Consider the following 24,766-nt stretch of genomic DNA (forward strand, 5'->3'; position numbering starts at 1 on the left):
ATGTATTATTTATTTAGAAGATTTTGCGAATCCGGCATCCGTAAACAGCTTCATAACGCCTTCATCGTTTACCAGAAACTCTTTAAAATCAGCGGCTGCCTTTGCCTGCCCTTCTGATGCCTCCTTGTCAGTGATCAGGCCTACCGGATAAACAGCAGGATCAATCATGGTATTATCTGCTTCTGCAATGATTTCAACCTTGTCCGCCATGGAAGCCGCATCGGTTGCATAAACTACTCCAACTTCATTGCTTCCTTCTGCAACAGCTGTCAGAACAGCAGTAACATTGGCGCCTTCGTTAATTTCCATCTTCATTACCTGATCAAGGGTTCCCAGATTGGTGAACAGCTTTCTCGCATACTGGCCTACAGGTACATCCTCTCCTGCCAGAGCAAGGCTTGATGCCTTTGTAATATTGTCAAAACCGGTTACTTCAGTTTTCCCATCCTTTGGCTTAATCAGAACAATCTTATTCTCAAGAAGGTTGCTGATGGAGCCGTCTACTACAAATCCGCCATCCTTTAACGCATCCATCTGCTTGGTAGCCGCAGAAAAGAAAATGTCACACTGGGCGCCTTCTTCGATCTGGGTCTGAAGAGTGCCTGAGCTGTCTGCATTGTATATTATGTTTACATTTGGATGATCTTTTTCATAAGTTTCCTTGATCTTTTCCATTGTGTTTTTTAAGCTGGCTGCAATAAAGACATAAACGTCTTCCTTCTCTGCCTTTGCTTCGGTGGTTTCTTCTGCCTTCGTAGTTTCCTCAGCCTTGCTGGTTTCCTCTGCTGCAGTTGTCTGATCCGCCTGCGTAGCCTTTGTACCGGTTGAACCGCACCCCGCAATCGTACCGGCTGCAAACATGGCTGCCATCATTACTGCCAGTAATTTCTTTCCTTGTTTCATAATATTCCCTCCTGGTTTTTTTGAACAACAATATAAATCATTGTTCATTTTAATTATGTTTTGTTGGGTTTTGCCCCGTTTGGTAATTACCAATTCATTTTAGTTGAAATTTTATGGAATGTCAATGCCAATCTAATTATGCAATAACATCGGGATTTAAACCGGCTTTTGCAGCTATGATTGACAATGAGATGAAATATGCTATAACTATTTATAACTGATGGAAACCATAAGAAATAAAGAGGAAACCGTATGGAAAAAATATATACCACCCAGGAAGTCGCCGATCAGCTTAAAATCAAAAAATCCACTGTATATGAACTGATAAAAAGAGGAGAATTAAGGGCAAATAAGGTAGGCAAGCAGATAAGGATCAGCCAGGAACAGCTGGCTGAATACTTAAAGGTTCCAAACAGCAGCAGCTCTTTCCAGGCAGATGAGCCTCTTCCCGGTATCATGGATATCCCCCTGTTTACCGCTGATTCCGCGATCCGGCAGATGGATTACCTTCTTAACGCCAGCGGCCTGATCATAAGCAGCCAGGAATCCAGAGTTGTGGAACTGTTTCGCAGCCAGCTGAGCCTGCGAACGGACAGCCTTCCCATCCTGCATTCCTATATGAATGAATATAACAGCCTGTATTCCCTGTACTATGAAAAGACCCATATGGCCCTCACCTCTTTCTGCACCGGCCGGGAAGGACAGGAAATCCAGCAGATTCAAAGCCTGCTGCCAGGAAAGGAAGCCGTAATCCTCCATATCTGCAGCCTGCAGGCAGGCTTTTATATCAGAAAAGAAAATCCGAAGGGCATACACACCTTAAAGGATTTATGCCGGCCGGATATCCGGTTCATAAACAGGGAGAAGGGAAATGGGTACCGGATCTATATGGACTCCAGCCTTTCAGCCCAAAACATTGAAAAGGCCGCTATCCCCGGATACCAGAAGGAATGCCTCTCCCATATGTCAGCTGCAAATGCAGTTGCATCGGGTGCCGCTGATGCGGGCATCGGCGATATCTCCCACCTGGCTGCCTACCCGCAGCTGGATTATATCCCTCTGTCCTCTGCCTCCATGGACTTAGTCTTTTCTAAAGAAGCCTTAAACCATCCGGCCTTTCAAAGAATTGCCGACACGATTAGTTCTAAGGAATTTAAAAACGGTCTCCTTCCATTTAAAGGATATGAAATTGGTAAGACTGGTAATTGTACATTTGTGGATCACTGACAACTTTTTCCAGTGATATAAATTATTCATAAAGATTTTAGTTGCACTCGCAACTAATTATGTGTTAAACTAGTCATGATCTAAAAAGAGTCTGCAGGCTCATGCGCAATTCTGTGCAAATTATCATTCTTAAGAATCCCTATCATTAAAGACGGACAACAGGAGGTATCTCTTTGAATCAAAAATTAAAAGAAAAAATAGTAGAATCCCTATCATCTGTCCTGCCCGTTACATGTATCGTGTTGATCCTGTGCATAACCATCACTCCCATGCCTCTTGACCCACTGATGCTGTTTCTGGTAGGTGCAACCCTTTTAACCGTTGGAATGGGCTTTTTTACACTTGGTGTAGACATGTCCATGATGATCATCGGGGAAAAAGCGGGTGCCCACCTGGCAAAATCCAAAAAGCTGCCGCTTATTGTTTTTGCCTGTTTTATCATTGGTTTTATTATTACCGTCGCAGAACCGGACCTTCAAGTCCTGGCGGGACAGACGCCCGCAGTTCCTGACATGGTCCTGATCCTTTCTGTGGCCGCAGGAGTAGGGGTATTCCTGGCAGTTGCATTTTTAAGAAACTTGTTTGGCTGGAGCTTATCCCATATCCTTATGATCTGCTATGCCATACTCTTTATTACATCCGCTTTTGTTCCAAAAGAATTCCTGGCTGTGGCCTTTGACTCCGGCGGCGTCACAACAGGTCCTATTACGGTGCCCTTTATCATGGCTCTTGGCGTAGGTCTCTCAACCATCGGGCGGGGTAAGAATTCGGATAGCGACAGCTTCGGTCTGGTCGCCCTATGTTCCATAGGACCGATTCTTTCCGTTATGATACTGGGTCTGGCCTATAAATCCTCTGCCACCGATTATGAACCCTTGATGATCCCTTCCATAAACAATTCCCAGGATCTTTGGCTGGCTTTTCAGCATGAACTTCCTGATTATGCCTGGGAGGTATTCTTGGCTCTTTTCCCCGTTCTGCTGTTCTTTATCGTATTTCAGCTCTTCTTTCTGAAGCTGCGAAAAAGACAGTTGATCAAAATCCTGGTAGGACTCATCTACTCCTACATCGGACTGACGCTTTTCCTTACCGGCGTCAATGTAGGCTTTATGCCTGCCGGTAATTATCTGGGACAGCAGCTTGCCTCACTCCCTTATAATTGGGTCATGGTACCCATCGGCATGCTTATTGGATACTATATCGTAAAAGCCGAACCGGCCGTACAGGTTCTAAATAAGCAGGTAGAGGATATTACAGGAGGCTCCATCTCGGAAAAAACCATGATGACCGGATTATCCATCGGCATGGCTATCTCCCTTGGATTGTCAGTTATAAGGGTCATGACAGGCCTGCCATTACTGGTACTCCTGCTTCCCGGCTACGCCCTGGCCCTTGGTCTTTCTTTTGTGGTCCCGCCGATTTTTACATCCATTGCCTTTGATTCAGGCGGTGTGGCTTCCGGTCCTATGACGGCCACCTTCCTGCTTCCCTTTGCCATGGGAGCCTGTGAGGCTTTGGGAGGAAATATTGTGACCGATGCCTTTGGTATCGTAGCCATGGTCGCCATGACGCCCCTGATCATTATTCAGCTTATCGGCGTCTCTTATAACTACAAGACTAAAAAAGCGAAGGTTCCGGCGAATGCGCCGCTTCTTAATATGGAGCTTGAATTTATTGACTTAGGAAAGGAGGAGGCTGATGACTTCCAATCGTAAAATAAACTGGATAACGATTATCGTTGCCAGGGGAAAGGGCGAAAAGGCAGCTTCCGTTTTTAGAGAACATCATCAGGAACTGCTTCTCATTACCAGAGGACATGGAACCGCAAGCTCTGCAATCAGGGATTGCCTTGGGTTTGATGAGCCGGAAAAAGATCTGGTTGTCGGAATTGTGGAGGAAGCGGCTACCAAGCGCTTATTATCTGCTCTGCATGAAAAATTAGAGCTTGAAAAACAAGGCTATGGCATTGTATTTACCATCCCCCTGTCAGGGATCAGCGCCGCAGCCTCCAGTATGTTAGAAAATGCCCCGTCAGCCGGGGATATGACCACATCCACAGATTATCACAAGGAGGATCGCTCTATGTCAGATACGATCAGATACGAACTAATTGCTACTGTCATCAATACCGACCTTTCCGCTCCTATTATGGAAGCTGCCAGAAATGCCGGTTGCAAGGGAGGAACCCTGGTCAAAGCCAGAGAAGCTCTTGCTGATGATTCAAAAAAGCTTTTTGGTTTGACTCTTTCCAGTGAGAAGGAAATTCTCCTCATCCTGGTTCCCTTCACGGATAAACAGGCGGTTCTTAAATCCATCTGCGAAACGGTGTTAAGGGAAACCGGAGAACATGCCATTGCTTTTTCTCTTCCCGTAGACGAAGTTGCAGGACTCAGCACTCTGGAAAAATAATAGAACCCTTATACGGACTGTCTGGAACAAAAGAAGGCGTCAGTCCCATATTCCCTGTCTGGGATATGGGGCAGACGCCTTTTTTTATTGTTTCAATCCATGATACAGTGCGTTTAGAAGTTCTCCCTTCGGATCCTGACTCAGCTCCCAAACCATAGCACCGCCTAACTTTTTCGATTTGATATAATCAGATTTATAACTTATGGACTTTGGATCTTCATAGCTTATAAAGATCGTACCATTAAACAGCCAGGGAACCTTTGACTGGGAATGGAAATGACTGGTATAACCTGATTTATTTAAATAATTATCTTTGATGTCCTGATACCCAATGGAATTGGAACCGCCAAAGGTCTGGTACAATCCATTGTTTGAATTATTTACAGAAGAATATAAATATCCGTAAAACGGCACACCCATTACCAGCTTTTCGGCCGGAAAAGAGGCACCAAGCCAGGCATTGACAGCCTTATCCACACTCGCCTTATACTGAGGAGAAGGATCATCGTTGTCATATAAAGGAGCAAGAAGATCTGTATTAGTATCCCAGTATCCATGGAGATCATAGGTCATGATATTTGCATAATCCAGATACTGAGCCAGCTTTGACAGCTCCACATTGTTTATGTAAGAAGTATCCCCTCCTCCTGCAATGGTCAGTAAGTAATGCTTATTGTCAGCAGCACCCTTAGCATCCAATTTTTCTCGAATCTTTTTAAGAAGCAGAGTAAAATTATGTTTATCTTCCCCACGCCTGGAATTTTCCGCCAGACCTCCGCTGACCGGATACTCCCAGTCTAAGTCAACTCCGTCAAATCCGTATTTTTTAATGAAATCAACACAACTGTCAGCAAATGCAGTTCTGGTCTCCTCTGTCAGGGCCGCATCCGAGAACTTCCCGGACCAGTTCCAGCCTCCGACGGAAATCAATGTTTTTAAATCCGGATTGGTCTGTTTTAAGGAATTTAAAAGCTTGATGTTAGAAGAATCCACGTCAGGATATCCCAGGGTCAGCTTTAAGTCAGAGCCAATGTTGGCAAAAGCATAATTAATATGGGTCATTTTCCCGGCATCGATCTGGTTAGGATAGTAATTATAATAGGCCGCCCATGCTGCATAATATCCAACTAATTTACCAGCCTGCAGGTTAGTTGATTCTGCTGCAGGCAGAGCAGAAGATTCCGCTGCGAGCGATGAAGCCGGTTCCGTTGCGGGCGGTGCATATGATTCCTCTGCGGCAAGGATAGCAGCCGGTTCAGGATTATCTGCAATGGCTTTCGGGGAAAGAGGTACCGTAGTGTCTGCAACCGTAATGGTTGTGGAGTCTTGGGAAGGTTCTGAGGAAATCCTATTAGGCTTTTCAGCAAATGCCACCCTGCCTATATAACAGCTCAGAACGATCACCATAAAAACGGAAACAGACAGAAATAGTTTCTTCATAATACTTTTGTTCATCACATGATCCTTTTCTCTCTTAGTTTTCACAAGTATAACATGCTGGTTATTCTTTGAACAACGAGAAAAAAATGGCTTAATTGCATATATATGGATATTATTCTCTCTGGTTTTCCGTTCCTGATATTTCCAGAAACTCAGTCATGACCGTCTGCGTTCCTTCTAAAACTTCGTACATAACACAGGGAATCACTGTTTTCGGATACATCAGATTGGTGTTAGGCGCAGCATGGATCAGGAATCCCTTCCCCTTCTCACCCACGAACCTGGCCTGATGACCGGTCCAGCTATTGTAAACCGCTGCACCTCCCTCATTTGCCAATATCTCTTTTCTAGTCTCTTTGTCACAAGGTATGGCAAATCCGCAATCAAAAACTTTACAGGTGAATCTGCTGCTGATTGTATGAATTCTTCTGTGTCCCTTCGGCAGAAGCACGATCCTTGTTACAATATCGACTCCCTCGCAGGGAGACCATTCCATATAAACTTCTTTCTTCTCTATATACGAACGTCCTGTGATTCCTTTCGTATGTATCATCCCGCCATGCTCCACGGCCAGAACACTGTCAGGCGCTGCTTCCTCCAAAGTCCGAAGAGACCGCGGAACACTGAATGCGAATTTGCTGGAATACACAAATTTTGAATACTTCTCCTCCATGTGTACATGGTGATGAGGCAGGCTGCGCCCCCTGACATAAGCAGATACTTCTCCTCCCAGACGCTGCATCAGCATAGAACCATTTGAGATTACACGCTGAACATCCATTTCAGGCAAGGGGGCTGCCTCCATCTCCCAAAACGGATGAGCTGCCGGAAGGGATAACAGTGCAAATGCCTTCATGCACCAGTATGGAGAACCAGGGGCATTATACTGTTCCGACATCAACAGATTCGAATATCCATATCCGATCGTCAGGATTCCAGCATTATCAAATATAGGCTGCTTCATCCAGAACTGTAGATTGCGCACAATCAGTCCTTTCATAACCGGGAGTGGAAGCACCTCCAGTTCATTGGCCACACACATAGAGAAAAACGATATCTGTGCCATACGATACGTCAAAGACCGTCCATAGGCCAATGCAGAACCATCCTCCGCAAACCAGTAAAGAAATTCTCCGGTAAAGCTAAACGCCCTTTGTTCATAAGTCCTGCACCGTTTGGGATCCTCTGCGCTCATATACCGTGCATAAATAAGCCCATAATAATGAAAAGCAAAGGAAACGTAATAGTCCTTTTCCCCATTCTGACCATCAATATACCAGCCATCCCCTTGATAGCATGACTCAATATAATCCAGATATTCGATCAGACGATTTTCATTGTATGGCTGTCCTTGAGACTTTAATGCAATATTAACCAGGATTCCAAAGAACATCCAGTTACAGGGCGGACACTGATAATGGTTGATTCCATCCAGCCAGCCGGCCAAATTCGACTGTTCCTGCTCTGACAGCGGCTCCCATACTACCTCCGGTGACATTAAAATCCCGTAAGAGATTGCGGCCATCTCAACAAACCGCTGATCCACATCCTGAAATCCTCCCCAGTACTCTGCACCATCCGGATTTGTCCCTGCAACCAGACCTTTTTGATAAATCTTTTTAAACTCTGACTCTTCGCTTCCGCCGGCCCACAATGGAACAAGCCCCCATAGCGGCCTTAAAAATCCTTCCGCCAGGGCGGCGTCCTCATCGTAAACCGCCGCCGTGCTTCCTAATTTCAGCCCAGCCCCTTCATGAGAATAATATGGCTTTAAGGGATTCAGCAATTCTAAAACAAGCTTTTCAAAATCCTCTCTTTTATGCAGTCTCTCAATGATCTGTTTCATTGCCACACCTTCTTCCTCTCTACCAAATCAAAAAATCTTTATTAAGAAGTCTTAAAACCGCTTCCACAAGGAAATAATCCGCATAAATCAAATCCGTCTGCCGGCTGCCGCTGCCATGGTAATCCACCTTGCACTGCTGCACGATGGAATCCACATCCGGATCCCAGTTACAGCACATTTCCGATATGGCTTTTACAATCCTTTCTCCATGTTTCCGGTAAAGGGCTTTCTCCCCCTCCTCCACATGCTCCGCGATCTCCAAGAGTCCACAGGCCGCACACAATCCTGCGGATGCATCCAGGTATGCCGGCTGATCCGGCTGGCGGAAATCGCAAAGCGGAATATATTCCGTCAAAGTGATATTAGAGATAAAATAATGGGCCGTCCTTTTAGCAGTTTCAAGATAGGCAGCATTCCCCGTATACCGGTAGCTCAGTGCAAAGCCGTACAAAATCCATGACTGCCCCCTGGACCAGGACGATGTATCCGAATATCCCTGTCCCGCCAAAATCCGTTCCAGTTCTCCGGTATCGGGATTCAAACAGGCAATATGCCCACAGGATCCGTCTTCTCTGACCAGCGTTCTCATGATTGTATCCGCATGATTCTTAGCTATGTTGTAAAATCTGGGATCTTTTAGTTCCTCACCCGCCCAGTAAAGCAGAGGGATATTCATCATGGAATCCACGATGATCCATCCGGTACAGTCCTCCCCCTCTTTCACGCATTCCTGGTTCCATGCCCTGATATAGTTTCCTGCCGGATTATATCTTCCGGCAAGGATATTGGCAGCCATCAGTCCCCTCACTCTGGATTCCTTTAAGCCGGTCAGCCGGTAATCAGCCACTGCACTATGGAGCCACATAAAACCCGTATCATGATGAAGTCCCATAAAACCATGCAGTGCCCTGTCCAGGGTTTCTTCTGCTTCCCGCGCGTGCAGTTTGTATTCCTCCTTGCCGGTTGCGTAATACATCTTCCAGAGAATACCCGGCCAGAACCCATTGGTCCACCAATAAATATCTTTCACGGCATAATCTTCCGCATAGACACCATCTTTCGTCCAATACGGAATTCTTCCGCCGATCCTTCCGCACTCCGCCTCTATCTTCCCCTCTATCTTCCTATATAATTGTTTCATCCACTCTTCCATTCTTAAAACCTCCTTTTTATTCTGACATAAGTATAGTAGAATATAGGCGGAAAATACATGGAGGATTTTCATAAATACTGTATGATTTTATCCCTGCAAACAGCAGCAACTGCAATATATTCCATGAAAGTCCATAATTTTATAGGGTTAAAATAAAAATTATCCATCAGAGTTTCAATAATGACGAAATAATAACAGATATTCCATTCAATTGCATCGTCCATTTTTTTATAATACAGATATTAAAGCAAACAACAGGAGGAGTTTACATGAAACTGAAACAAATGGTGAAAAAAACAGCCGCATTAACCTGTATCGCAGCCTGTGGTGTTTCTCTGCTGACCGGCTGCAGCAGTACAAGAGCTAAAACCGAACCGGCTGAAAAGCAGGGGGCTGCACAGACCGATAACACTAACACACAAAAAGGCAGTGAAGCACCAGTGGAAATCACCTTCACCGTCTGGGATTATGGCACAACCGATTACTGGAAAGTGCTTGTGGAAGCGTTTGAAAAAGAAAATCCCGATATCAAGGTAAAGGTTACTGATATCGGGGGAACAGATTACGACACCAAGATTCCGGTTCTTCTTTCTTCCGGCGATACCTCTGATGTCATCACAATCAAGAGCATGCCAATCTACACAAGTCTGGTAGAGAAGAACCAGTTGATGCCTTTGGATGATATGGTTACAAAAAGCGGTCTGAATATGGCACCCTACTACGGTTCTGATGAAGGAATCAAGATCGGTAATCAGTTATATGGTCTTCCGTTCAGAAACGATTACTATCTGCTGTACTACAACAAAACCCTGTTTGACAAAGCCGGCGTGGATTATCCTTCCAACGATATGACCTGGGACGAATACCGCGAACTGGCCAAGAAGCTGACCTCCGGGGAAGGTAATAACAAGATCTATGGCTCCCATCTTCATACCTGGCCAGGCTCCCTGTACCGCTGGGGTATGGATAAAGATCATGCCATGGACAAGGGTGATTACCAGTTCTTAAAGCCTGTATATGAACTGTTCCTGGGCATGCAGAACGAAGATAAAACTTCCATGGATTACGGTACATTAAAAACCGGAAATGTCCATTACAGCGGACCATTTTATAAAGAGCAGGTTGCCATGGAACCTATGGGTACCTGGTTTGCCAACTTAATCATCAATGCCAAAAATAAGGGTGAAACAAGCGTTGAATGGGGAGCGGTAAAAGCACCTCACTTCGAGGGCCAGGATCCGAATATCGCTATCAGCAACCCTACTCCAATTGCTATCAACAAAAATGCAGCTCATCCAGAAGAAGCTTGGCGGTTCATTCAGTTCATGTGCTCCGAACCCGGCGCTGACCTCCTTGCAAGTCTGGGAACCCTTCCCGCTTACCAGAATGAGAAAACCATCAACACCCTGGTGAATGTAGAAGGTATGCCGGAAGGATTCAAAGAAGCTATTACTGTTAATTCCTTCGTGCTGGAATGTCAGATGATTCCTGAAGCTGGTGCCGTTGACAAAATAATTTCCGAAGAGCATGACTTAATTATGCTCGGAGCAGAAACCGTGGATGACGGCCTTGACAATATGGCAAAACGTGTTCAGAAGCTGCTGAACAAATAGTATAATCCATTAAAATCCTCTAAATCTGCCTTGCATTGGATCTAGAGGATTTTAAAATTCTAATCGAAGGAGGAGCTGGCAACAGCATAACTATGACAAAGCGAAAAGTTAAAAATATGGCAATAGCCTACTTATTCTTACTTCCCAATCTGATTGGCTTTCTGATTTTCACCCTGATTCCAATCGTGTGCTCCATGGGGCTCAGCTTTATGGAATGGGATTCAGCCAACCCCATGGTATTCGTGGGGTTTGAAAACTTCAAACGTCTTTGGACCGATGACACCTTTAAGATTTCTCTATGGAACACGGTATATTACTCTGTTTTCACCGTACCGCTTACCATGGCGGCAGCTCTGGGCCTTGCAATCATTTTAAACCAGAAGATGAAAGGCATTAATATTTTCCGTACCATCTTCTTTTTTCCACATGTGGCATCCCTGGTAGCTATCGCAGTGGTGTGGAACTTATTGTTCCACCCAACGCTGGGACCAGTCAACAATATTCTAAGGTTCCTCGGTGTCGCAAACCCACCGGGTTGGACCTCCTCCATTGATTGGGCTATGCCGGTTATCATTATCGTAAGCATCTGGAAAAGCATGGGTTACTATATGATCCTGTATCTGTCCGGCCTTCAGGCAATCCCCCGTGAACTTTACGAGGCAGCCAAAGTGGACGGGGCGAATTCCTTCCAGCGTTTTAAAAGCATCACCCTGCCCATGCTGACACCGACCACATTTTTCGTCAGCATCATGCTCACCATCGCCTGCTTTAAGGTATTTGACCTGGTATCCGTCATGACCAACGGAGGGCCGGGCCGGGCTACTAATGTACTGGTGTTCAACATCTACAATACTGCTTTCATTAACTATGAATTCGGCTATGCAAGTGCTATCTCCATGATATTGTTTATCATAGTCCTGGCTATCACCATCGTCCAGTTCCGGGCAGAGAAAAAATGGGTCAGCTACATGTAAAAAACGAGAGAAAGGAATTAAGAGGAATGAACTCACAAACTAGTTCTTTTAAAAAGATTATCATTTATGGTCTGTTGATCATATTAAGCCTCATCATCCTGCTCCCATTTTTCTGGATGATGTCCTCCTCACTGAAAACCAGCCAGGATGTTTTTTCCGTTCCCATGCACTGGCTTCCTGAACAGGTTGCCTGGAAAAATTTTTCAGACATCTGGACAAAGATTCCCCTGCTGCTTTTCTTCAAAAACAGCTTTAAATTAGCTATCATCATCACCTTACTTCAGGTGCTGACCAGCAGCTTTGCGGCTTATCCGTTTGCCAAGATGAAATTTCCCGGCAGGGACTTCATTTTTCTATGCTATGTCGCAACCATTGCGGTGCCATGGCAGGTATATATGATTCCACAGTTTATCCTGATCCGGAAAATGCATATGGCCGACACTCACCTGTCCTTAATCCTAATGCAGGCATTCACGGCATTCGGCGTGTTTTTAATCCGCCAGGCTTACTTAGGCGTCCCGACGGAACTGTCAGAGGCCGCCAGGATCGACGGCCTCAATGAATTCGGAATCTATCAAAAAATCATGCTGCCACTGTCCAAGCCTGCGATTGCGACCCTGGTCATCTTCAGCTTTGTTAATGTGTGGAATGATTACATGGGGCCCATGATTTACTTAAATTCCAATGAATTAAAAACCATACAATTGGGCCTTCGTATGTTCATCACACAGTATTCGGCAGACTACAACCTGATTATGGCCGCTGCGTTGATCTCTCTGATTCCGGTAGGCTCACTGTTCTTAAGTATGCAGCGGTTCTTCATCGAAGGGGTAGCCACCAGTGGTTTAAAGGGCTGACAGGCATTGCTTAATTTCTGGCAATATACTCGCTGGGTGTCATCTGGGTCACCCGCTTGAATACTTTACTGAAATAATATGGATCCTCATATCCCAGCTTACTCGACACTTCATATACCCGGTTGTTATCCTGAAGCAGAAGCTCTTTCGCCTCCTCAATCTTTACCTCTGCAATGTAGTCAGAAAAAGATTGCTGAGTGACCTTTTTAAAGATTCTGCTCAGGTAGCCCGGCGTAATCTCCAGTTCAGCCGCCACCTGATTCAAAGAAACCTTCTGATAAACATTCTCTAAAATATACTGTTTTGCTTTCTTAACTCTATACCGGTAAATTTCCCCCATATATTCCTGGCTGAAACTGTTAATCCCCTGTTCCAGCCGAAGTACCCAGGCACTTACCATCGTTAAATCCACCTCGCTGCTAAAATCCCGGACAGAGGTATATTCTTTCCCGAACCAGCGGACAAAAAAAGGCTTGCTGTTGGAATCTAATTCATAAATCTGACAAATCAGCAGATAACAGATGTGGACTGCTTCCTCCCTGGTGGCACGCTGGGTAATAAACTTCTGCAGCTGCAGCAAAAAGTTTTCTATAGCATCAAACAAATCCGTCTCAGATTTTATGTGCTCCAGCTGTTTTTCCAGATAATGGGTATTCAAAAGATCTATATAAAAATGTATCCTGGTATTAACTCCGCCGATATGAAAGGCAATGCTCTGCAAGGCTTCCTCAAATGCCTCTGGAAGATGCATGGCATTATGATGGGGGGCACTGATTCCAATCCTGATTTCCTGATTCAGATATTTCTTAATTGCCAACTCCATCGCTTCACACTGAGAAACCAGCGCTGTTTTAGAAAGGACTCCTGGGCTCTCAATATAAAGCACAAATGTATCAGCCTCCAGGTGATACTCATAGACCTCTACATCTTCTGAAATCTGTTCTTTACAGATATTGATCAGGAAATTCTGGGACAATGTACTTTGTATCCATTGTGCGTCCGGAAGTTCTGACAGCTTTATAGCAAGCAGCCGATAAGAGGCTCCTGCTTTTAAGTTGAAAGACTGTGGCTCTATCTTCCGGTAAAACTCTTTATCCTGACGCATCCTTAAAAGTTCTTTAAGAAAATGCTCTTTAAAATCATAGGATGGAGGAACCGAAACCGGCTCTTTCCTCTTTTCGGCTACCCGCTCTGTTGCCTCTTTCACTACACGGATCAATTCCTCTTCTTCCAGATTCAGCTTCATCAGATAGTCCACAGCTCCTAAACGCATAGCCGCCCTGACCAGCTCAAAATCATTATATCCACTGAGGACGACAAATACAGGGGGATCTGCTTCTTTCGCAGCCGCCTTCATCATGGCAATTCCGTCCATCTTCGGCATCTTGATATCGGTAAATACAATATCCGGCTTCCATTCCCGGATTTTCATAAGCCCCTCTTCCCCACTTGCAGCCTGTCCAACCAACCGGCAGTCCATATCTTCCCAGTGAATCATGCTCTCCAGGCCTCGCCGGATCAGAGGTTCGTCATCTATTATCATGATTGTATTCAATTTTCAACCTTCTCTCTCATAGGGGAATTTAATCATCACTTTGGTATACTCTCCCAGCCGGCTGGTGATTTCGATTCCATACTCTTTTCCGTAGGTCATCATAATCCGCTCTCGAATATTGCTGACACCGATTCCGCTGAGTCCCCGTACGTTTTTCCCTGCCTCTTCCGGATATAAAAGTGAAGCAATCTGCTCCTCTGTCATTCCAATTCCGTCGTCCACGATGCTAATATGAATATCTTCTTCCACGCGGTCCAGATAGATATCAATCCTGCCGCCTGAATCCTTCGGCTCGATTCCATGGAAGATGGCGTTTTCCACAATTGGCTGCAGCAAAAATTTCACAATATAGGCCTGGGTGATCTCACTGTTCCCGATGTGGTATTCCACCTGTATCTTTCCGCTGTAACGGATGTCCTGAATCAGAATATAATCATCTAATAGGGACATCTCCTCATAAATCGGGATCTTACTGTCCGTGCCTTTGGAGATATTCTGAAGAAGGCGGCCTAGTGCAGATGTCATATCCCGGATGGTATCCGCATGCTGCAGTGTGGCTATCCACTTGATGGAGTTCAGAGTGTTATATAGGAAATGAGGATTAATCTGATTTTGAAGAACCTCAAATTCCAGTTTCTTCTTCACTTCCACTTCCCGCTTTTCCCGTTCCATCAGTTGGAGGATCTCCCGTTCCATGTTGTTAATGGATATCGCTATCTTCTTAAACTCGTCATCCCCGTTGAGGACCATATTCCCCTTAAAACCACTTTCCGGTACTTTCTTGATGTACTCACTGATAGTATTAATCGGCCGCATCAGCATATTGCTCAGATAGAGAATTACAAATAAAATTGCCGCCACCGTAGTGATGATGAGCACGGCCAGAAGTCTGGTCATGCTGCGTTTCTCCTGTAAGAATGTTTCTAGGGAAGTACCCTGAATCTCTATCATATTTGTATTCGGAATCTGATAGTAATGGAGAATCATGGCCTCTCCATCATAGATTCCCGTAACATGACCGGTCTCCTGACCGGAATGAAGAATCTCATTAACCATAGAAACGCCTGACATATCTGACCCCACCAGGTTTTTATCCGTATGTGCAATGCACTGCCCACTTCCGTTGATGATAAAAAGGTTCTCCTGTCCTTTATCCTCGCTTCCGGAAATCAGATAGTCTGAATACATATTATTCTGAAAGATCAATAAGCACCAGCCTATGGGTCTGCCGGTCAAATTATCATAAATACGGCTGCTCATAGGGAAAACAAAGGTATCCTTCACATACCGGTCCATGCTCAGAACCAGTTCATCCGCTGTCCTTTTCTGGAATGTTTCCATCCAGCCTGCATCCATGATATCCGCTTCCCGAAGAAGGGAATAACCATTGCCCATCTGAAAGGAAGAACCATCCTCATTCACGATCAATATTTTAAATATCTTATTTTCTACGTTAGCATTGATGGCGTACTCCGTGGTATAGGAGCTGAATTCAATAATATCCATCTGTTTTTCATAAACCTGATCATAAGATTTTTTCAAAATTTGTTCCAGACGTTGATTATATGTTATCCAGCCAAGCAACTGCTCCGCAGCATCTATTTGACGCTCGATATTCATGCTTAAATACTTCAGTTTTTCAATGCTAGCCGCATTCGTATCCTTAACGATACGGTTGCTTAGAATGTTCTGATATAAAATACAAATTATGATTAACGGCACAAGCCCAACAGACATAAGGGCAACCATCAGCTTTCTTTTAAAACTGTCAGCTAAAAATACCTTTTTCATTTCCCACCGGATTCTCTCTTTTTTCTTTCCATCATAAATGATAGCCAAACAGGCATATCAAGATATTGATATGCCTGTTTCTCTGTAAGGCTTTTATTCCTCGGCCTCCAGCAAATAAGGCGTGATCTGATATACATAGAAGGAATACTAGTTTACTTTTCTACGCTTCTAAACCACGTATTTACAAGGGTTTCATGGGTTCTGCTATATAATTTTTTTAAGCATACCCCCTTTTTACCCCCAAATCTATAACCGAATTTTCTTTCTCTTGCACATCGTTATATCGTTCTTCTGCTATATTATCTGAGTTATTAAACATATCTTCTTTCTTTTGGTCGGCAAGTACATGGGTGTATAAATCCATGGTCATTTGTAGCGAGGCGTGCCCCAAATACTGTTGTACCGTCTTTGACGAAATACCGGCCTCAAAACAGCGAGTAGCAAAGGTATGACGAAAGCAGTGTGGAGAAAACATTTCAAATTGTTCTAGTTCATCTCTGCATAGATTTAACTCACCGATAACTTTTGTAATGGCGTCGATTAAAATCTGATCGCAAATTGGTGTTCCAAATTTTGTAGTAAAAAGTAAATCTTCAAACCCTTTGTAGAGCTTGGCGGATGGTTTAGACATCACGTTGATTCTCTGTATAAACTGCTTCTTCAATGCAATTTCACAAGGTTTGTTAATTGGCACTACCCTATTACTAGTTTTTGTTTTTGGTGGATTGATATGGAAAGTCTTACCTACGTCACCTTCTAATTTTTGATAAAGCAATGTTTTGTTTATGATAATCTCTTTTTTCTTTAAATCTATATCATCCCATGTCAAGGCACATATTTCACCTTGTCTTAGCCCGGTTGAAATTGCAACATTGAAAAGATTATCATAAAACGTTCCTTTGCAACAGTCAAAAAACTCCACCTTCTCTTCTCTAGTATAAACTCTTATATCTTTTTTCTCATCTCGAATCACGCGGATTCCTTTACATGGTTTTTTTTAGACATAATTATCAATCATTGCTTTATCCAACATATCAGATAACATAATCTTAACTCTATTTTGCGTTTCAACCCCCGCTCCTTGTTCATCAAGATCTTTCAATAATGACCTTATATCTAACTGAGTGATATTCTTTAGCTTCATCTTCCCCAATATCGGCTCTATATGTTTTTTAAATATCATTTTATAGTGCGATACAGTATTGTTGCGAATCACCTTATATTTATGAATATCAAGCCATAGCTGAAACCATTTTGAAAGCGTTATGCTGTTGTCCACTACAGTATTACCATGTTCATCATCAAACTTAGCTGCTTTTAACTATCTATTTAATTCTGTAAGATTACGATTATACAATTCATGTCTTTTACCAAATCTGTCATAGTATCTTCCAGAATATATGCCGTCAGGTTTTTGTCTTAGTCCTTTTCCCATTTCTACTAATTCTCCTTTCAAACCAATCCATTAAGAAAAGACCAATTCAGTAATATAAGTATTATTATATTACCAAACGGTCTCTTTTACAACATCATATAGACTAATACTTATCACATTGTTTCAAAAGCCACTGATCCGATCTAATCTTATGTGCATACCATTTGGAACCAATTTGCATCGAAATGATATTTACTCCAGGAGCATTAGCATATTTCATGGCTATATCAGTTACATAAGGTAATGCATTCTCAAACTGTGCCGTCGTTACGGTTTTTTCTATATTATCCGCCCATGTTGCCATAGGCATCGTAAAGGCGAGACAGAATGATGTCATGCCTACTGTTATTAATTTTCTCATTACAATCCTCCAAATAATTGATTTGAAGGATACCGGTATCCTTACCTATCTATGTAAAACTGTGTCTGCGCAAACACAGAGTAGCTATTAAATTGTAGTACTTCCAAGCCCACCATTTCTAATGCTATTACACTTATCGTCTGTTGTCACACCAAATGACATAAAAATCGCTTGTGCAATGCCTTCACCTTGGTTAATCTCTACTGTTTTATTAATACTTGAATCGTTGATTAGTTTAATAGATATGTGACCTTCATTGTCAGAGAAATAGTAATCACTGTCAATTATACCCACTGTATTACTTAGCCTAACAGCATATTTAAATCCCAATCCTGATCTTGGAAATATGCCCATGAACCAACTTGAATCAATTTTGCATCTTAATTCGGTTGGTAAGGTAAATATTTCTCCTGGTTTGAGTATAATTACAATGGGTGCAAAAATATCATATCCTGCACTTCCAGATGTAGCTCTCTGTGGGGCTTTTATAATGTTATAGATATCAGTCAAGGCATATTCGTTATAATATACTGTTGTGTTTTCCAATCATTTTTAAATCGTTCAAATGATACCTTATCAAACTTTGCAATCCTGTTCTCCAAATATACCTCCATAAGTTCTTTAATTGTTATAGCTGCTATCTCATAATATAACTTCTTATTTTCCATATACTCTCTGTAGTCTTTCTTTAGCATTCCACCAAGTTCTACATTGAGCTGATAAATTTCATCTTCAAAAAATTTAATAGCTTCTTTCAATATGTTCTCCTTTAATTACAATACAAAGCTAATCTTTTTTGCTTAATAGATTCTTGAACATCTATCACATTTTGGTTAGTGCTACGCTTCAATTTCAGGCTAATATTTCTCAGGTCATCTACATATCTTCCATCAATCATTACATCGCATTTAGATATAATTTCTTTGCGGATTTCGTTATCCCCATTAAACACTTCGTCCCAAGTAAATCCACTATATAACCGTATACTTTTCTGTGGAAATGAAAGGCGAATTTTATTGAGCAAATCAAGTATATCATTAAGGTTTTCGTCAGCCAACGGCTCTCCGCCTAAGAGTGAGATTCTTTTTATATGTGGGTTTGCAGCCAGTCTTAAAAAGTCTTTTTTCACTTCTTCTGTCCACTCTCTACCAGCACTAAAGTCCCATGTCTCAGAGTTGAAACAATTTTTACAGTGAAAGTGACTGCCCTTCAGAACATGATCGTCTAAATGGACACATCTTTCTGCCATTTCTCCTGTTCGTCCTGGATTCCAGAAGTTACTCACTATATCCACAGGTTCTCCTAGATACATTCATTTTTGACTTGTCGCGATTATGGCAGTTTGGACATTCCCAAATAAGTTCTCCGTTTTTCAATAATCTTTATTTCACCGTCATATCCACACATCTGACAGTAATCACTTTTTGTATTTAATTCTGCATACATAATGTGGTCATAAATAAACTTCATGACCTCTAATACAATTTCTGTGTTTTTTGTCAAGTCGGCACATTCAACATAGCTAATTGCTCCACCTGGACTGAGTTTCTGCATTACCTCTAATGCAAATGCTGTACCACTGCCACCATCTGTATGAGAATGTCCGGTCATATATTTTACGCATTCATATAGCCCTGCATATCCAAGAGAAAGAATTGAATAACCATAGTGAAGTAATTTATCAATCTTTTCTCCTTTTTCTAATCTTGTTAGTGCACCATTTTGCCATAATATGGGGGCAACATCTGAAGATGTTCCTTCAAGTCTCTCATGTCTGCACTGTAAAGCTTTATGACATAACTCCATTCTTTCATCAAAAATCGTCCAGAAAGTATCAATATTACCGTCGGAGGACAAAGCAATATCTGGAAGCGAAACCATTACAACGCCCTGATTAAATCTGCCATAATATTTTGGAGATCGATTCTCATCAATAAGTGGAGTTAAGAAGCTTCTGCATCCCATACATGGGTAGCAATTTCCAAAACCATTTTTGTCAATCTTATATTCCAACATCTTCTTTTCAGATATATAATCAGGAACCATTCTTTTTGCAGTACATTTTCCTGCTAATTCAGTTAGATGCCAATATGGACTATCTTCGTACATATTATCTTCTTCAAGAGCATATAGTAATTTGGGGAATGCCGGTGTAATCCAGGCACCAACTTTATTTTTAACTCCCTGCAACCTTTGTTTTAGTACTTCCTCAATGATAAGCGCTAAGTCTTCTTTAGTCTGTTTATCTTTGATTCCATTCAAGTACATGTTAATCGATAAAAACGGAGCCTTTCCATTTGTTGTCATAAGCGTGATTACCTGATCTTGAATAGTCTGTACTCCACGCTTAATTTCATTTTTTAATCTTTTGTTAACAATATTATTGATAGCATTTTCATCCATTGGATCATTGTTTTCTGTTCTTTCGGTAATAACTTCTTTTCTTAACTTCTGTCTACTTACATCAACAAATGGTGCGAGGTGTGATAATGTGATAGTCTGACCACCATACTGAGAACTTGCATTTAGTTTTATTCTTTTTATTCGAACCAAAACGTCTTGGGGTAGATGGAGCTGTCAAGCCGATCCACAATTTTGTTGATGCAAAGATGGAATGGAATAAGGCGAACCGCTTGTAAATTAGTATTTTTCAAGTTATATTATTTTATCAAATTGAAGAAGCTATGTACTGACTTTTAAATCAGCACATAGCTTCCTAGTTAAAACGAGCATTCCTAAAATATTTAAGTTTAGTAGATCCGTAAATAAAGATATATCATTTGTTATAAATCCTAACATTGTCACATTAATATACCTTAGAATTTCATTACTATTACGAAAAATAAAGTTACCAATTTATTAATGTATCCATTACATTGTCTTTTTTAGAGAGATACCAAGAAAGACAATACTCTAAATCCATTATATATTGGTCAGCTATCTGGTCAAATCCCCACCTTTTTTGCTGGTCGGATTCCTTTTCCATAAGGGTTTTAAAATTCTGCTTTTCATGGACATCCTCAGTTTCGAGTATCCGAGAAGAGATTCTCCGGACGTAAGACGGTTCCTTCCCTGGGGCATTTTGTTCCCTTAAATGCACACTCAGCGCAATCATTTCAACCGGAGAGGCATTTTCTGGATTTACATTATTCACATAAATTTTACTCGTAAAATTATTCCCTTGCTTATCCCTTCCTATAGCCAGAATGACAGGATTCTCTTTTGTAGAAGTATCATCATACTTCATATGCAGAGGCTGATTTGTTAGACAATGAACCACGCTATACAAATAATCAGGTCTTAGATTATCCACGTTTTCCTCTGGTCTTATCTCTTTTATTTCCGAAGAAGTATTCAATTGAAAAATATTATCTTCAACCTTTCTGGCAGTTGGATAACTTAGGGGTTTTGTTACATAGTTATTGCCAATAGTTAAGCTCATTTAAAAACCTCCAATATCAATATATTGATTAGTATGTAACTGTGCTAGATGTCTCTATAGTATTAAATGGAGAACTATAAGAAGTAGTTTTAATTCTAAATGTATGTTTTCCCGATGTAACAGGTCCACAGTCATAATAGCGTTCAAAACCAATCGGTGTACCAGCATAATTTTTTATTACATCGTACCAAAATTCCTTTGTATTAACATTATCGTATGTAGCAACCGCACTCCCATGACCCATTGTTCTTACTGCAAAATATACATGACCATTCATAGAATCTAGAGCAGGACTTCCAAAGTTCCTATTCCAAACTCCTTTTTCTATAATACTCACACTTGTGACCGGTTGTAGCGGCGCCCTCTGCTGTTTCGTTTCCAAAGCATTATCTGCCGCAAAAACAGTCATTGAAAATACCATTAAAATAGAAATCGTGATTAATAATGATGATATTATTCTTTTCATATACTTTTTCCTCTCTTTCATACAGTAGAATTAATATCCTTACTTACCCCCTAAACTCCCGTAAACATTACCATATTTATCCAATTAAATCAAGTGTCGTGGATAAGTGCTAGTCGCCAAGCCATATATTAAAAAAATCAAGCAAGAACCCTTATCATCCAGTTTACGCCCCTTTACAGTCAACCGGGACAACAAAATTTACATAGAAAAAGATGGGGAAATCCTTATAAAATCAGCATTTTATTTCAATTCCATTTTCTCACTTGTCAACAGGTACCCAAATCTCCTTTATTTTGATATCAAGTTCTTTTCTTTTATCTTTATTACTAGTTTTAAGATACTCATCATTTAACTCTTCTATTCTTTCTTTTAATATATCTATAGCTTTATTAATTCCTTTACTCATTTCTAATTCTCCTCATCAAATGAAAGCACACATTCATGTGCATTGCTCTATAAACTCATCTGTACTCATGGCACCCTCCCACCAACAAGCAACCGCTAGCCTATCTTCTGAACTATTTGAATAGTCCTCTAGCTGTTTTTTTAAGTAGTTAAGCATATCTTCATCAAATACCGCCTTCAGTTTGTCAAAGTCCTTGCACTGTTCTAATTCTCCATCTGTCCATGATGTCCGGCATTGAAATGGTGGTAGGTCATGAATAAACTTAAAACAGTCAAAGGATTTTACAATGCAAAATTATGGTCAGAAAAAATGGTGTGGAACGCCGTGGATCGCTGGATCACCGAAAAAGAATACCTGGATATTACCGGGAATAAATATAAGAAAGCATAATATGCGTATATAAAATTAAGGGAATAGAAGAGTATTAAACTCAACTATTCCCTATTTTTTACTATAAAAGTACTCTTTTATCGGCATTTAAGTACTATGGCTGCTGACTATGGCGCACTCCTCAGCGTTGCCCAAATGATGCTACAACAAAATCATCAACAGATCATTGAGTGGTTATTCCATTTACACTAAACATTGTTTTTCGTTATATTGCTGTTTTATTTTACAGTATAATTTTCAAAAGGGGAATGTTTTGCGTTTCAATAATACCGCAAGCAACCTACAGTAGCGGGCTTTCTGAGGGGCGCTATCGCGGGCAATCGCCGCCATCAGCGACTTCTCCGTCTGGACGCTTCGGGCTTCGTGTGAACATTCCCACTGTCGGTATGTGGCTTCACCCTTACCCGTGGAAACAGGAATGAACAACAGCCGCTAAGAGGATAATCCTCAAGGCGGCTGTTGCTGCGATATTTGACTTAGTTCTTTAACTCAAATATTTTAACATCTTTATAGCTTTGCGTCATATCAAAGTAGGGCGGTTCATTTTCCCACTTTTGATGAAAGCGAATTATTACCGAATCCTTTACATTCACCTCCAAGTATACAACAAAACTTTTGGTTGGAAATGATTGGTTGAGTGAAATAAAGAGATTATTTGCAATATTCTTCCCAATCTCAACAACACTTTCGTAATTTCTTTCACCCACTTTTTCAAATAGATGAAAGTGGTTGTTTACCGCCTCACATTGCGTTTTGTCAGTAACATTGAGTTCACCGGCTTCCGTTTCTCCAGTTTTTAGAAAAACTAGTTCATTTTTTGCTGTATCATGTAATGTATAAAATTGTGGATATACTATTGGCATTAAGTTAAGCATTGTTGCGTAAATGTTCATACTGTTCCCTCCTTTTAATATCCCAGATAGGTAAGCCCTTTAACAATAACTTTTATGATGTCTGGCGATTTAAGCAATTCCTGTATTGCTTTTGGTGCCATTTGTCCGTTTGTCGTGAGGAAATTTTTATTTGCAACATCATAGATATATTTGCTATTTCCTTGCTGAACATGAATTTGTCCAGGTCTATTACCGGGGTTTTCTACATCAATACGAGTGCCATTCTTGTTGTAGAGCGTTTTTGAACTTGTTTGAGTACCTTTGCCATTAGGGTCATTTGGAGGTGGTGGGGTGGCTGCTGTTGAAGCAAAATTAAGCATTGACACAGCTTTTTGCGTTGCTTTGTCATTAGCGTATTGAACTCCATAGTATATCCCTGCTATTGCGGCAACTCCAACTACTACCAAGACTACCCATCCTACAGGGTTCCAAAAATTCACTACTCCAAAAGCTGCTCCTGCGCCGAGATTTCCCACATGAGCTCCAGCAAGTGCGAGTTCAGCCATATTACCATTTGAATCCAAGTACATAAGCGGATTGCCCATACAATATACATAAAGGTTTCCACTCTGCATAATGGCGTTTATATCCGGTTTTTATGTGTAGACATTCAAACCAAGCGGGTCTTTTTCGTCCGGCTCTCGCTCATTCCATTTTATAGGGTTATCCCCGTAAAGCATATTTTGTGGATTCCAGTGAGTATCTTCTGTCAAGAAACGGCCTGTTGTTGATCGATAGTTTCTGGCTCGCAAGTAATACACATTACTGCTCAAATCCAGATACTCCCCACAATACCGGAACGGATTCACATCCTCCTTATCTGGATTTCTCTCAACTCCAAAAGCATCATACTCATACGAGGCTTTGCACGTTCCACTTTGGCCCCACAGTTGGATTACATCCCCATGTTCATTCAATATATAGTAATATACCATCTATTTCTCTGGCAATCAAATTGATTCCTCTTAAATAGGTTTTAATCTTTTCTCCATCAGTCTGTTCCGCTACGATATCGGTTCCAGTCCAGCAATACAAGTTCGTTTTCCCCTGGCTTTCGATCAGTTTCCTAACCTGGGCACTGTGACGCAGGCCATCTCCACGGTACTGATATGTAATCTCTTTCTCGTCCTGATTGATCTGGATCAATTGGTTGAATCCATCATAATTTCTCCACTAATAAACAGTCGGTGTCTCCCTTTGATAATGCCCCGATAACTTGACATTTCCCGGATAGTCTGGGGTTGGCGCTGTTTTCTCCCAAATCCGGAAGGTTTCATTCCCATTATCATCATAGCGGTACCTATACGTTTCCGTTGTATTCCCCTGCTTTTTTGTCTCCTTTTCCAGCCTATTGTTCAAACCATACTCATAGCTAGTAACACTGACCAGTTCATCCTTTGTTCTTCCTTCCACCATCATTTTCATACAGTTAGAATAGGCGTCATAAGTATAAAGAGTCCGCTTCCAGCCGGAATAATCTTCTTCTGTCAGACGACCCAGTCGGTCATATTGATAGGATATGGTGACTGGGGAAGAACCAGCTTTGTTAATCTTACTTAGAATGTTCCCATCCACATCATAGCTGTATTCCATTATCATATAAAT

General features: G+C 41.7%; 25 protein-coding genes and 2 pseudogenes. 7 read left to right on the forward strand and 20 right to left on the reverse strand.

The window, feature by feature from the left end; genetic code table 11:
• Nucleotides 1-9: 9 nt before the first annotated feature.
• Nucleotides 10-903, reverse strand: coding sequence for a molybdate ABC transporter substrate-binding protein (gene modA / locus RT269_RS00750; protein WP_313180097.1), 894 nt, complete (start codon nucleotides 901-903; stop codon nucleotides 10-12).
• A gap of 252 nt (nucleotides 904-1,155) precedes the next feature.
• Between modA and RT269_RS00755 the strand changes: the two genes are divergently transcribed.
• The 3 genes from RT269_RS00755 (at nucleotide 1,156) to RT269_RS00765 (ending at nucleotide 4,539) form a co-directional block, all read left to right on the forward strand.
• Nucleotides 1,156-2,130, forward strand: a complete 975-nt coding sequence (locus RT269_RS00755) for a helix-turn-helix transcriptional regulator (RefSeq protein ID WP_313180098.1) — start codon at nucleotides 1,156-1,158, stop codon at nucleotides 2,128-2,130.
• Between the two features lie 173 nt (nucleotides 2,131-2,303).
• Nucleotides 2,304-3,845 carry a DUF1538 domain-containing protein gene (locus RT269_RS00760; RefSeq protein WP_313180099.1) on the forward strand — a complete coding sequence of 514 codons (1,542 nt, stop codon included), beginning with the start codon at nucleotides 2,304-2,306 and terminating at the stop codon, nucleotides 3,843-3,845.
• A complete protein-coding gene (locus RT269_RS00765; RefSeq protein WP_313180100.1) occupies nucleotides 3,829-4,539 on the forward strand; it encodes a hypothetical protein in 711 nt (236 codons plus the stop codon). The genes RT269_RS00760 and RT269_RS00765 overlap by 17 nt, the downstream gene beginning before the upstream one ends.
• 84 nt (nucleotides 4,540-4,623) lie before the next feature.
• Here RT269_RS00765 and RT269_RS00770 read toward each other — a convergent pair whose 3' ends face one another.
• The 3 genes from RT269_RS00770 to RT269_RS00780 form a co-directional block, all read right to left on the reverse strand.
• Entirely contained in the window at nucleotides 4,624-6,024 is a 1,401-nt protein-coding gene (locus RT269_RS00770) for a glycoside hydrolase family 18 protein (protein WP_313180101.1), read from the reverse strand.
• Between the two features lie 67 nt (nucleotides 6,025-6,091).
• Complete coding sequence (locus tag RT269_RS00775; RefSeq protein ID WP_313180102.1) at nucleotides 6,092-7,825, reverse strand: DUF2264 domain-containing protein; 1,734 nt, start codon at nucleotides 7,823-7,825, stop codon at nucleotides 6,092-6,094.
• A 19-nt stretch (nucleotides 7,826-7,844) separates the two neighbouring features.
• Entirely contained in the window at nucleotides 7,845-8,978 is a 1,134-nt protein-coding gene (locus RT269_RS00780; protein WP_313180103.1) for a glycoside hydrolase family 88 protein, read from the reverse strand.
• A gap of 269 nt (nucleotides 8,979-9,247) precedes the next feature.
• Here RT269_RS00780 and RT269_RS00785 point away from each other — a divergent pair, with 269 nt between their 5' ends.
• The 3 genes from RT269_RS00785 (at nucleotide 9,248) to RT269_RS00795 (ending at nucleotide 12,422) form a co-directional block, all read left to right on the forward strand.
• Nucleotides 9,248-10,591, forward strand: a complete 1,344-nt coding sequence (locus RT269_RS00785; protein WP_313180104.1) for an ABC transporter substrate-binding protein — start codon at nucleotides 9,248-9,250, stop codon at nucleotides 10,589-10,591.
• 92 nt (nucleotides 10,592-10,683) lie between these two features.
• Nucleotides 10,684-11,565 (forward strand): carbohydrate ABC transporter permease, encoded by an 882-nt coding sequence (locus RT269_RS00790; RefSeq protein ID WP_313180105.1) that lies wholly within the window; start codon nucleotides 10,684-10,686, stop codon nucleotides 11,563-11,565.
• A gap of 26 nt (nucleotides 11,566-11,591) precedes the next feature.
• The gene (locus RT269_RS00795; RefSeq protein ID WP_313180106.1) at nucleotides 11,592-12,422 is read left to right on the forward strand and encodes a carbohydrate ABC transporter permease; all 831 of its coding nucleotides are present in this window, start codon (nucleotides 11,592-11,594) and stop codon (nucleotides 12,420-12,422) included.
• 10 nt (nucleotides 12,423-12,432) lie between these two features.
• On the opposite strand, the gene RT269_RS00800 is transcribed toward RT269_RS00795, so the two are convergent.
• From RT269_RS00800 to RT269_RS00850, 11 genes and pseudogenes are all read right to left on the reverse strand, one after another.
• A complete protein-coding gene (locus RT269_RS00800; RefSeq protein ID WP_313180107.1) occupies nucleotides 12,433-13,977 on the reverse strand; it encodes a helix-turn-helix domain-containing protein in 1,545 nt (514 codons plus the stop codon).
• Nucleotides 13,978-13,980: 3 nt separating this feature from the next.
• Nucleotides 13,981-15,768, reverse strand: coding sequence for a sensor histidine kinase (locus RT269_RS00805; RefSeq protein ID WP_313180108.1), 1,788 nt, complete (start codon nucleotides 15,766-15,768; stop codon nucleotides 13,981-13,983).
• Nucleotides 15,769-15,985: 217 nt separating this feature from the next.
• A complete protein-coding gene (locus tag RT269_RS00810; protein WP_313180109.1) occupies nucleotides 15,986-16,741 on the reverse strand; it encodes a site-specific integrase in 756 nt (251 codons plus the stop codon).
• Between the two features lie 24 nt (nucleotides 16,742-16,765).
• Entirely contained in the window at nucleotides 16,766-17,047 is a 282-nt protein-coding gene (locus RT269_RS00815) for a phage integrase central domain-containing protein (protein WP_313180110.1), read from the reverse strand.
• A gap of 259 nt (nucleotides 17,048-17,306) precedes the next feature.
• Nucleotides 17,307-17,564, reverse strand: coding sequence for a hypothetical protein (locus RT269_RS00820; protein WP_313180111.1), 258 nt, complete (start codon nucleotides 17,562-17,564; stop codon nucleotides 17,307-17,309).
• 87 nt (nucleotides 17,565-17,651) lie between these two features.
• Nucleotides 17,652-18,178: pseudogene (locus RT269_RS00825) on the reverse strand (dUTP diphosphatase).
• A gap of 155 nt (nucleotides 18,179-18,333) precedes the next feature.
• Nucleotides 18,334-18,813 carry an anaerobic ribonucleoside-triphosphate reductase activating protein gene (gene nrdG, locus RT269_RS00830; protein WP_313180164.1) on the reverse strand — a complete coding sequence of 160 codons (480 nt, stop codon included), beginning with the start codon at nucleotides 18,811-18,813 and terminating at the stop codon, nucleotides 18,334-18,336.
• A pseudogene (nrdD, locus tag RT269_RS00835) lies at nucleotides 18,790-20,087 on the reverse strand (anaerobic ribonucleoside-triphosphate reductase); the annotation flags it as partial. The gene nrdG and the pseudogene nrdD, both read right to left, overlap by 24 nt.
• 325 nt (nucleotides 20,088-20,412) lie before the next feature.
• A complete protein-coding gene (locus tag RT269_RS00840; protein ID WP_313180112.1) occupies nucleotides 20,413-21,006 on the reverse strand; it encodes a hypothetical protein in 594 nt (197 codons plus the stop codon).
• A gap of 28 nt (nucleotides 21,007-21,034) precedes the next feature.
• Nucleotides 21,035-21,472, reverse strand: a complete 438-nt coding sequence (locus RT269_RS00845; RefSeq protein WP_313180113.1) for a hypothetical protein — start codon at nucleotides 21,470-21,472, stop codon at nucleotides 21,035-21,037.
• 259 nt (nucleotides 21,473-21,731) lie between these two features.
• Nucleotides 21,732-21,878 (reverse strand): hypothetical protein, encoded by a 147-nt coding sequence (locus tag RT269_RS00850; RefSeq protein ID WP_313180114.1) that lies wholly within the window; start codon nucleotides 21,876-21,878, stop codon nucleotides 21,732-21,734.
• Between the two features lie 252 nt (nucleotides 21,879-22,130).
• Between RT269_RS00850 and RT269_RS00855 the strand changes: the two genes are divergently transcribed.
• Nucleotides 22,131-22,268, forward strand: a complete 138-nt coding sequence (locus tag RT269_RS00855) for an XkdX family protein (RefSeq protein ID WP_313180115.1) — start codon at nucleotides 22,131-22,133, stop codon at nucleotides 22,266-22,268.
• A 476-nt stretch (nucleotides 22,269-22,744) separates the two neighbouring features.
• On the opposite strand, the gene RT269_RS00860 is transcribed toward RT269_RS00855, so the two are convergent.
• From RT269_RS00860 to RT269_RS00880, 5 genes are all read right to left on the reverse strand, one after another.
• The gene (locus RT269_RS00860) at nucleotides 22,745-23,161 is read right to left on the reverse strand and encodes a hypothetical protein (RefSeq protein ID WP_313180116.1); all 417 of its coding nucleotides are present in this window, start codon (nucleotides 23,159-23,161) and stop codon (nucleotides 22,745-22,747) included.
• Between the two features lie 14 nt (nucleotides 23,162-23,175).
• The gene (locus tag RT269_RS00865) at nucleotides 23,176-23,691 is read right to left on the reverse strand and encodes a hypothetical protein (RefSeq protein ID WP_313180117.1); all 516 of its coding nucleotides are present in this window, start codon (nucleotides 23,689-23,691) and stop codon (nucleotides 23,176-23,178) included.
• A 66-nt stretch (nucleotides 23,692-23,757) separates the two neighbouring features.
• Nucleotides 23,758-24,096, reverse strand: coding sequence for an RHS repeat-associated core domain-containing protein (locus RT269_RS00870; protein WP_313180118.1), 339 nt, complete (start codon nucleotides 24,094-24,096; stop codon nucleotides 23,758-23,760).
• On the reverse strand, nucleotides 24,071-24,307 hold the full coding sequence (locus tag RT269_RS00875) for a hypothetical protein (RefSeq protein WP_313180119.1): 237 nt from the start codon (nucleotides 24,305-24,307) through the stop codon (nucleotides 24,071-24,073). Before RT269_RS00875 ends, RT269_RS00870 begins: the two co-directional genes overlap by 26 nt.
• 27 nt (nucleotides 24,308-24,334) lie before the next feature.
• Nucleotides 24,335-24,760, reverse strand: coding sequence for a hypothetical protein (locus RT269_RS00880; RefSeq protein WP_313180120.1), 426 nt, complete (start codon nucleotides 24,758-24,760; stop codon nucleotides 24,335-24,337).
• Nucleotides 24,761-24,766: the final 6 nt, after the last annotated feature.

The sequence above is a fragment of the Lacrimispora sp. genome (assembly GCF_032078915.1).
Classification (GTDB): Bacteria; Bacillota; Clostridia; order Lachnospirales; family Lachnospiraceae; genus Lacrimispora.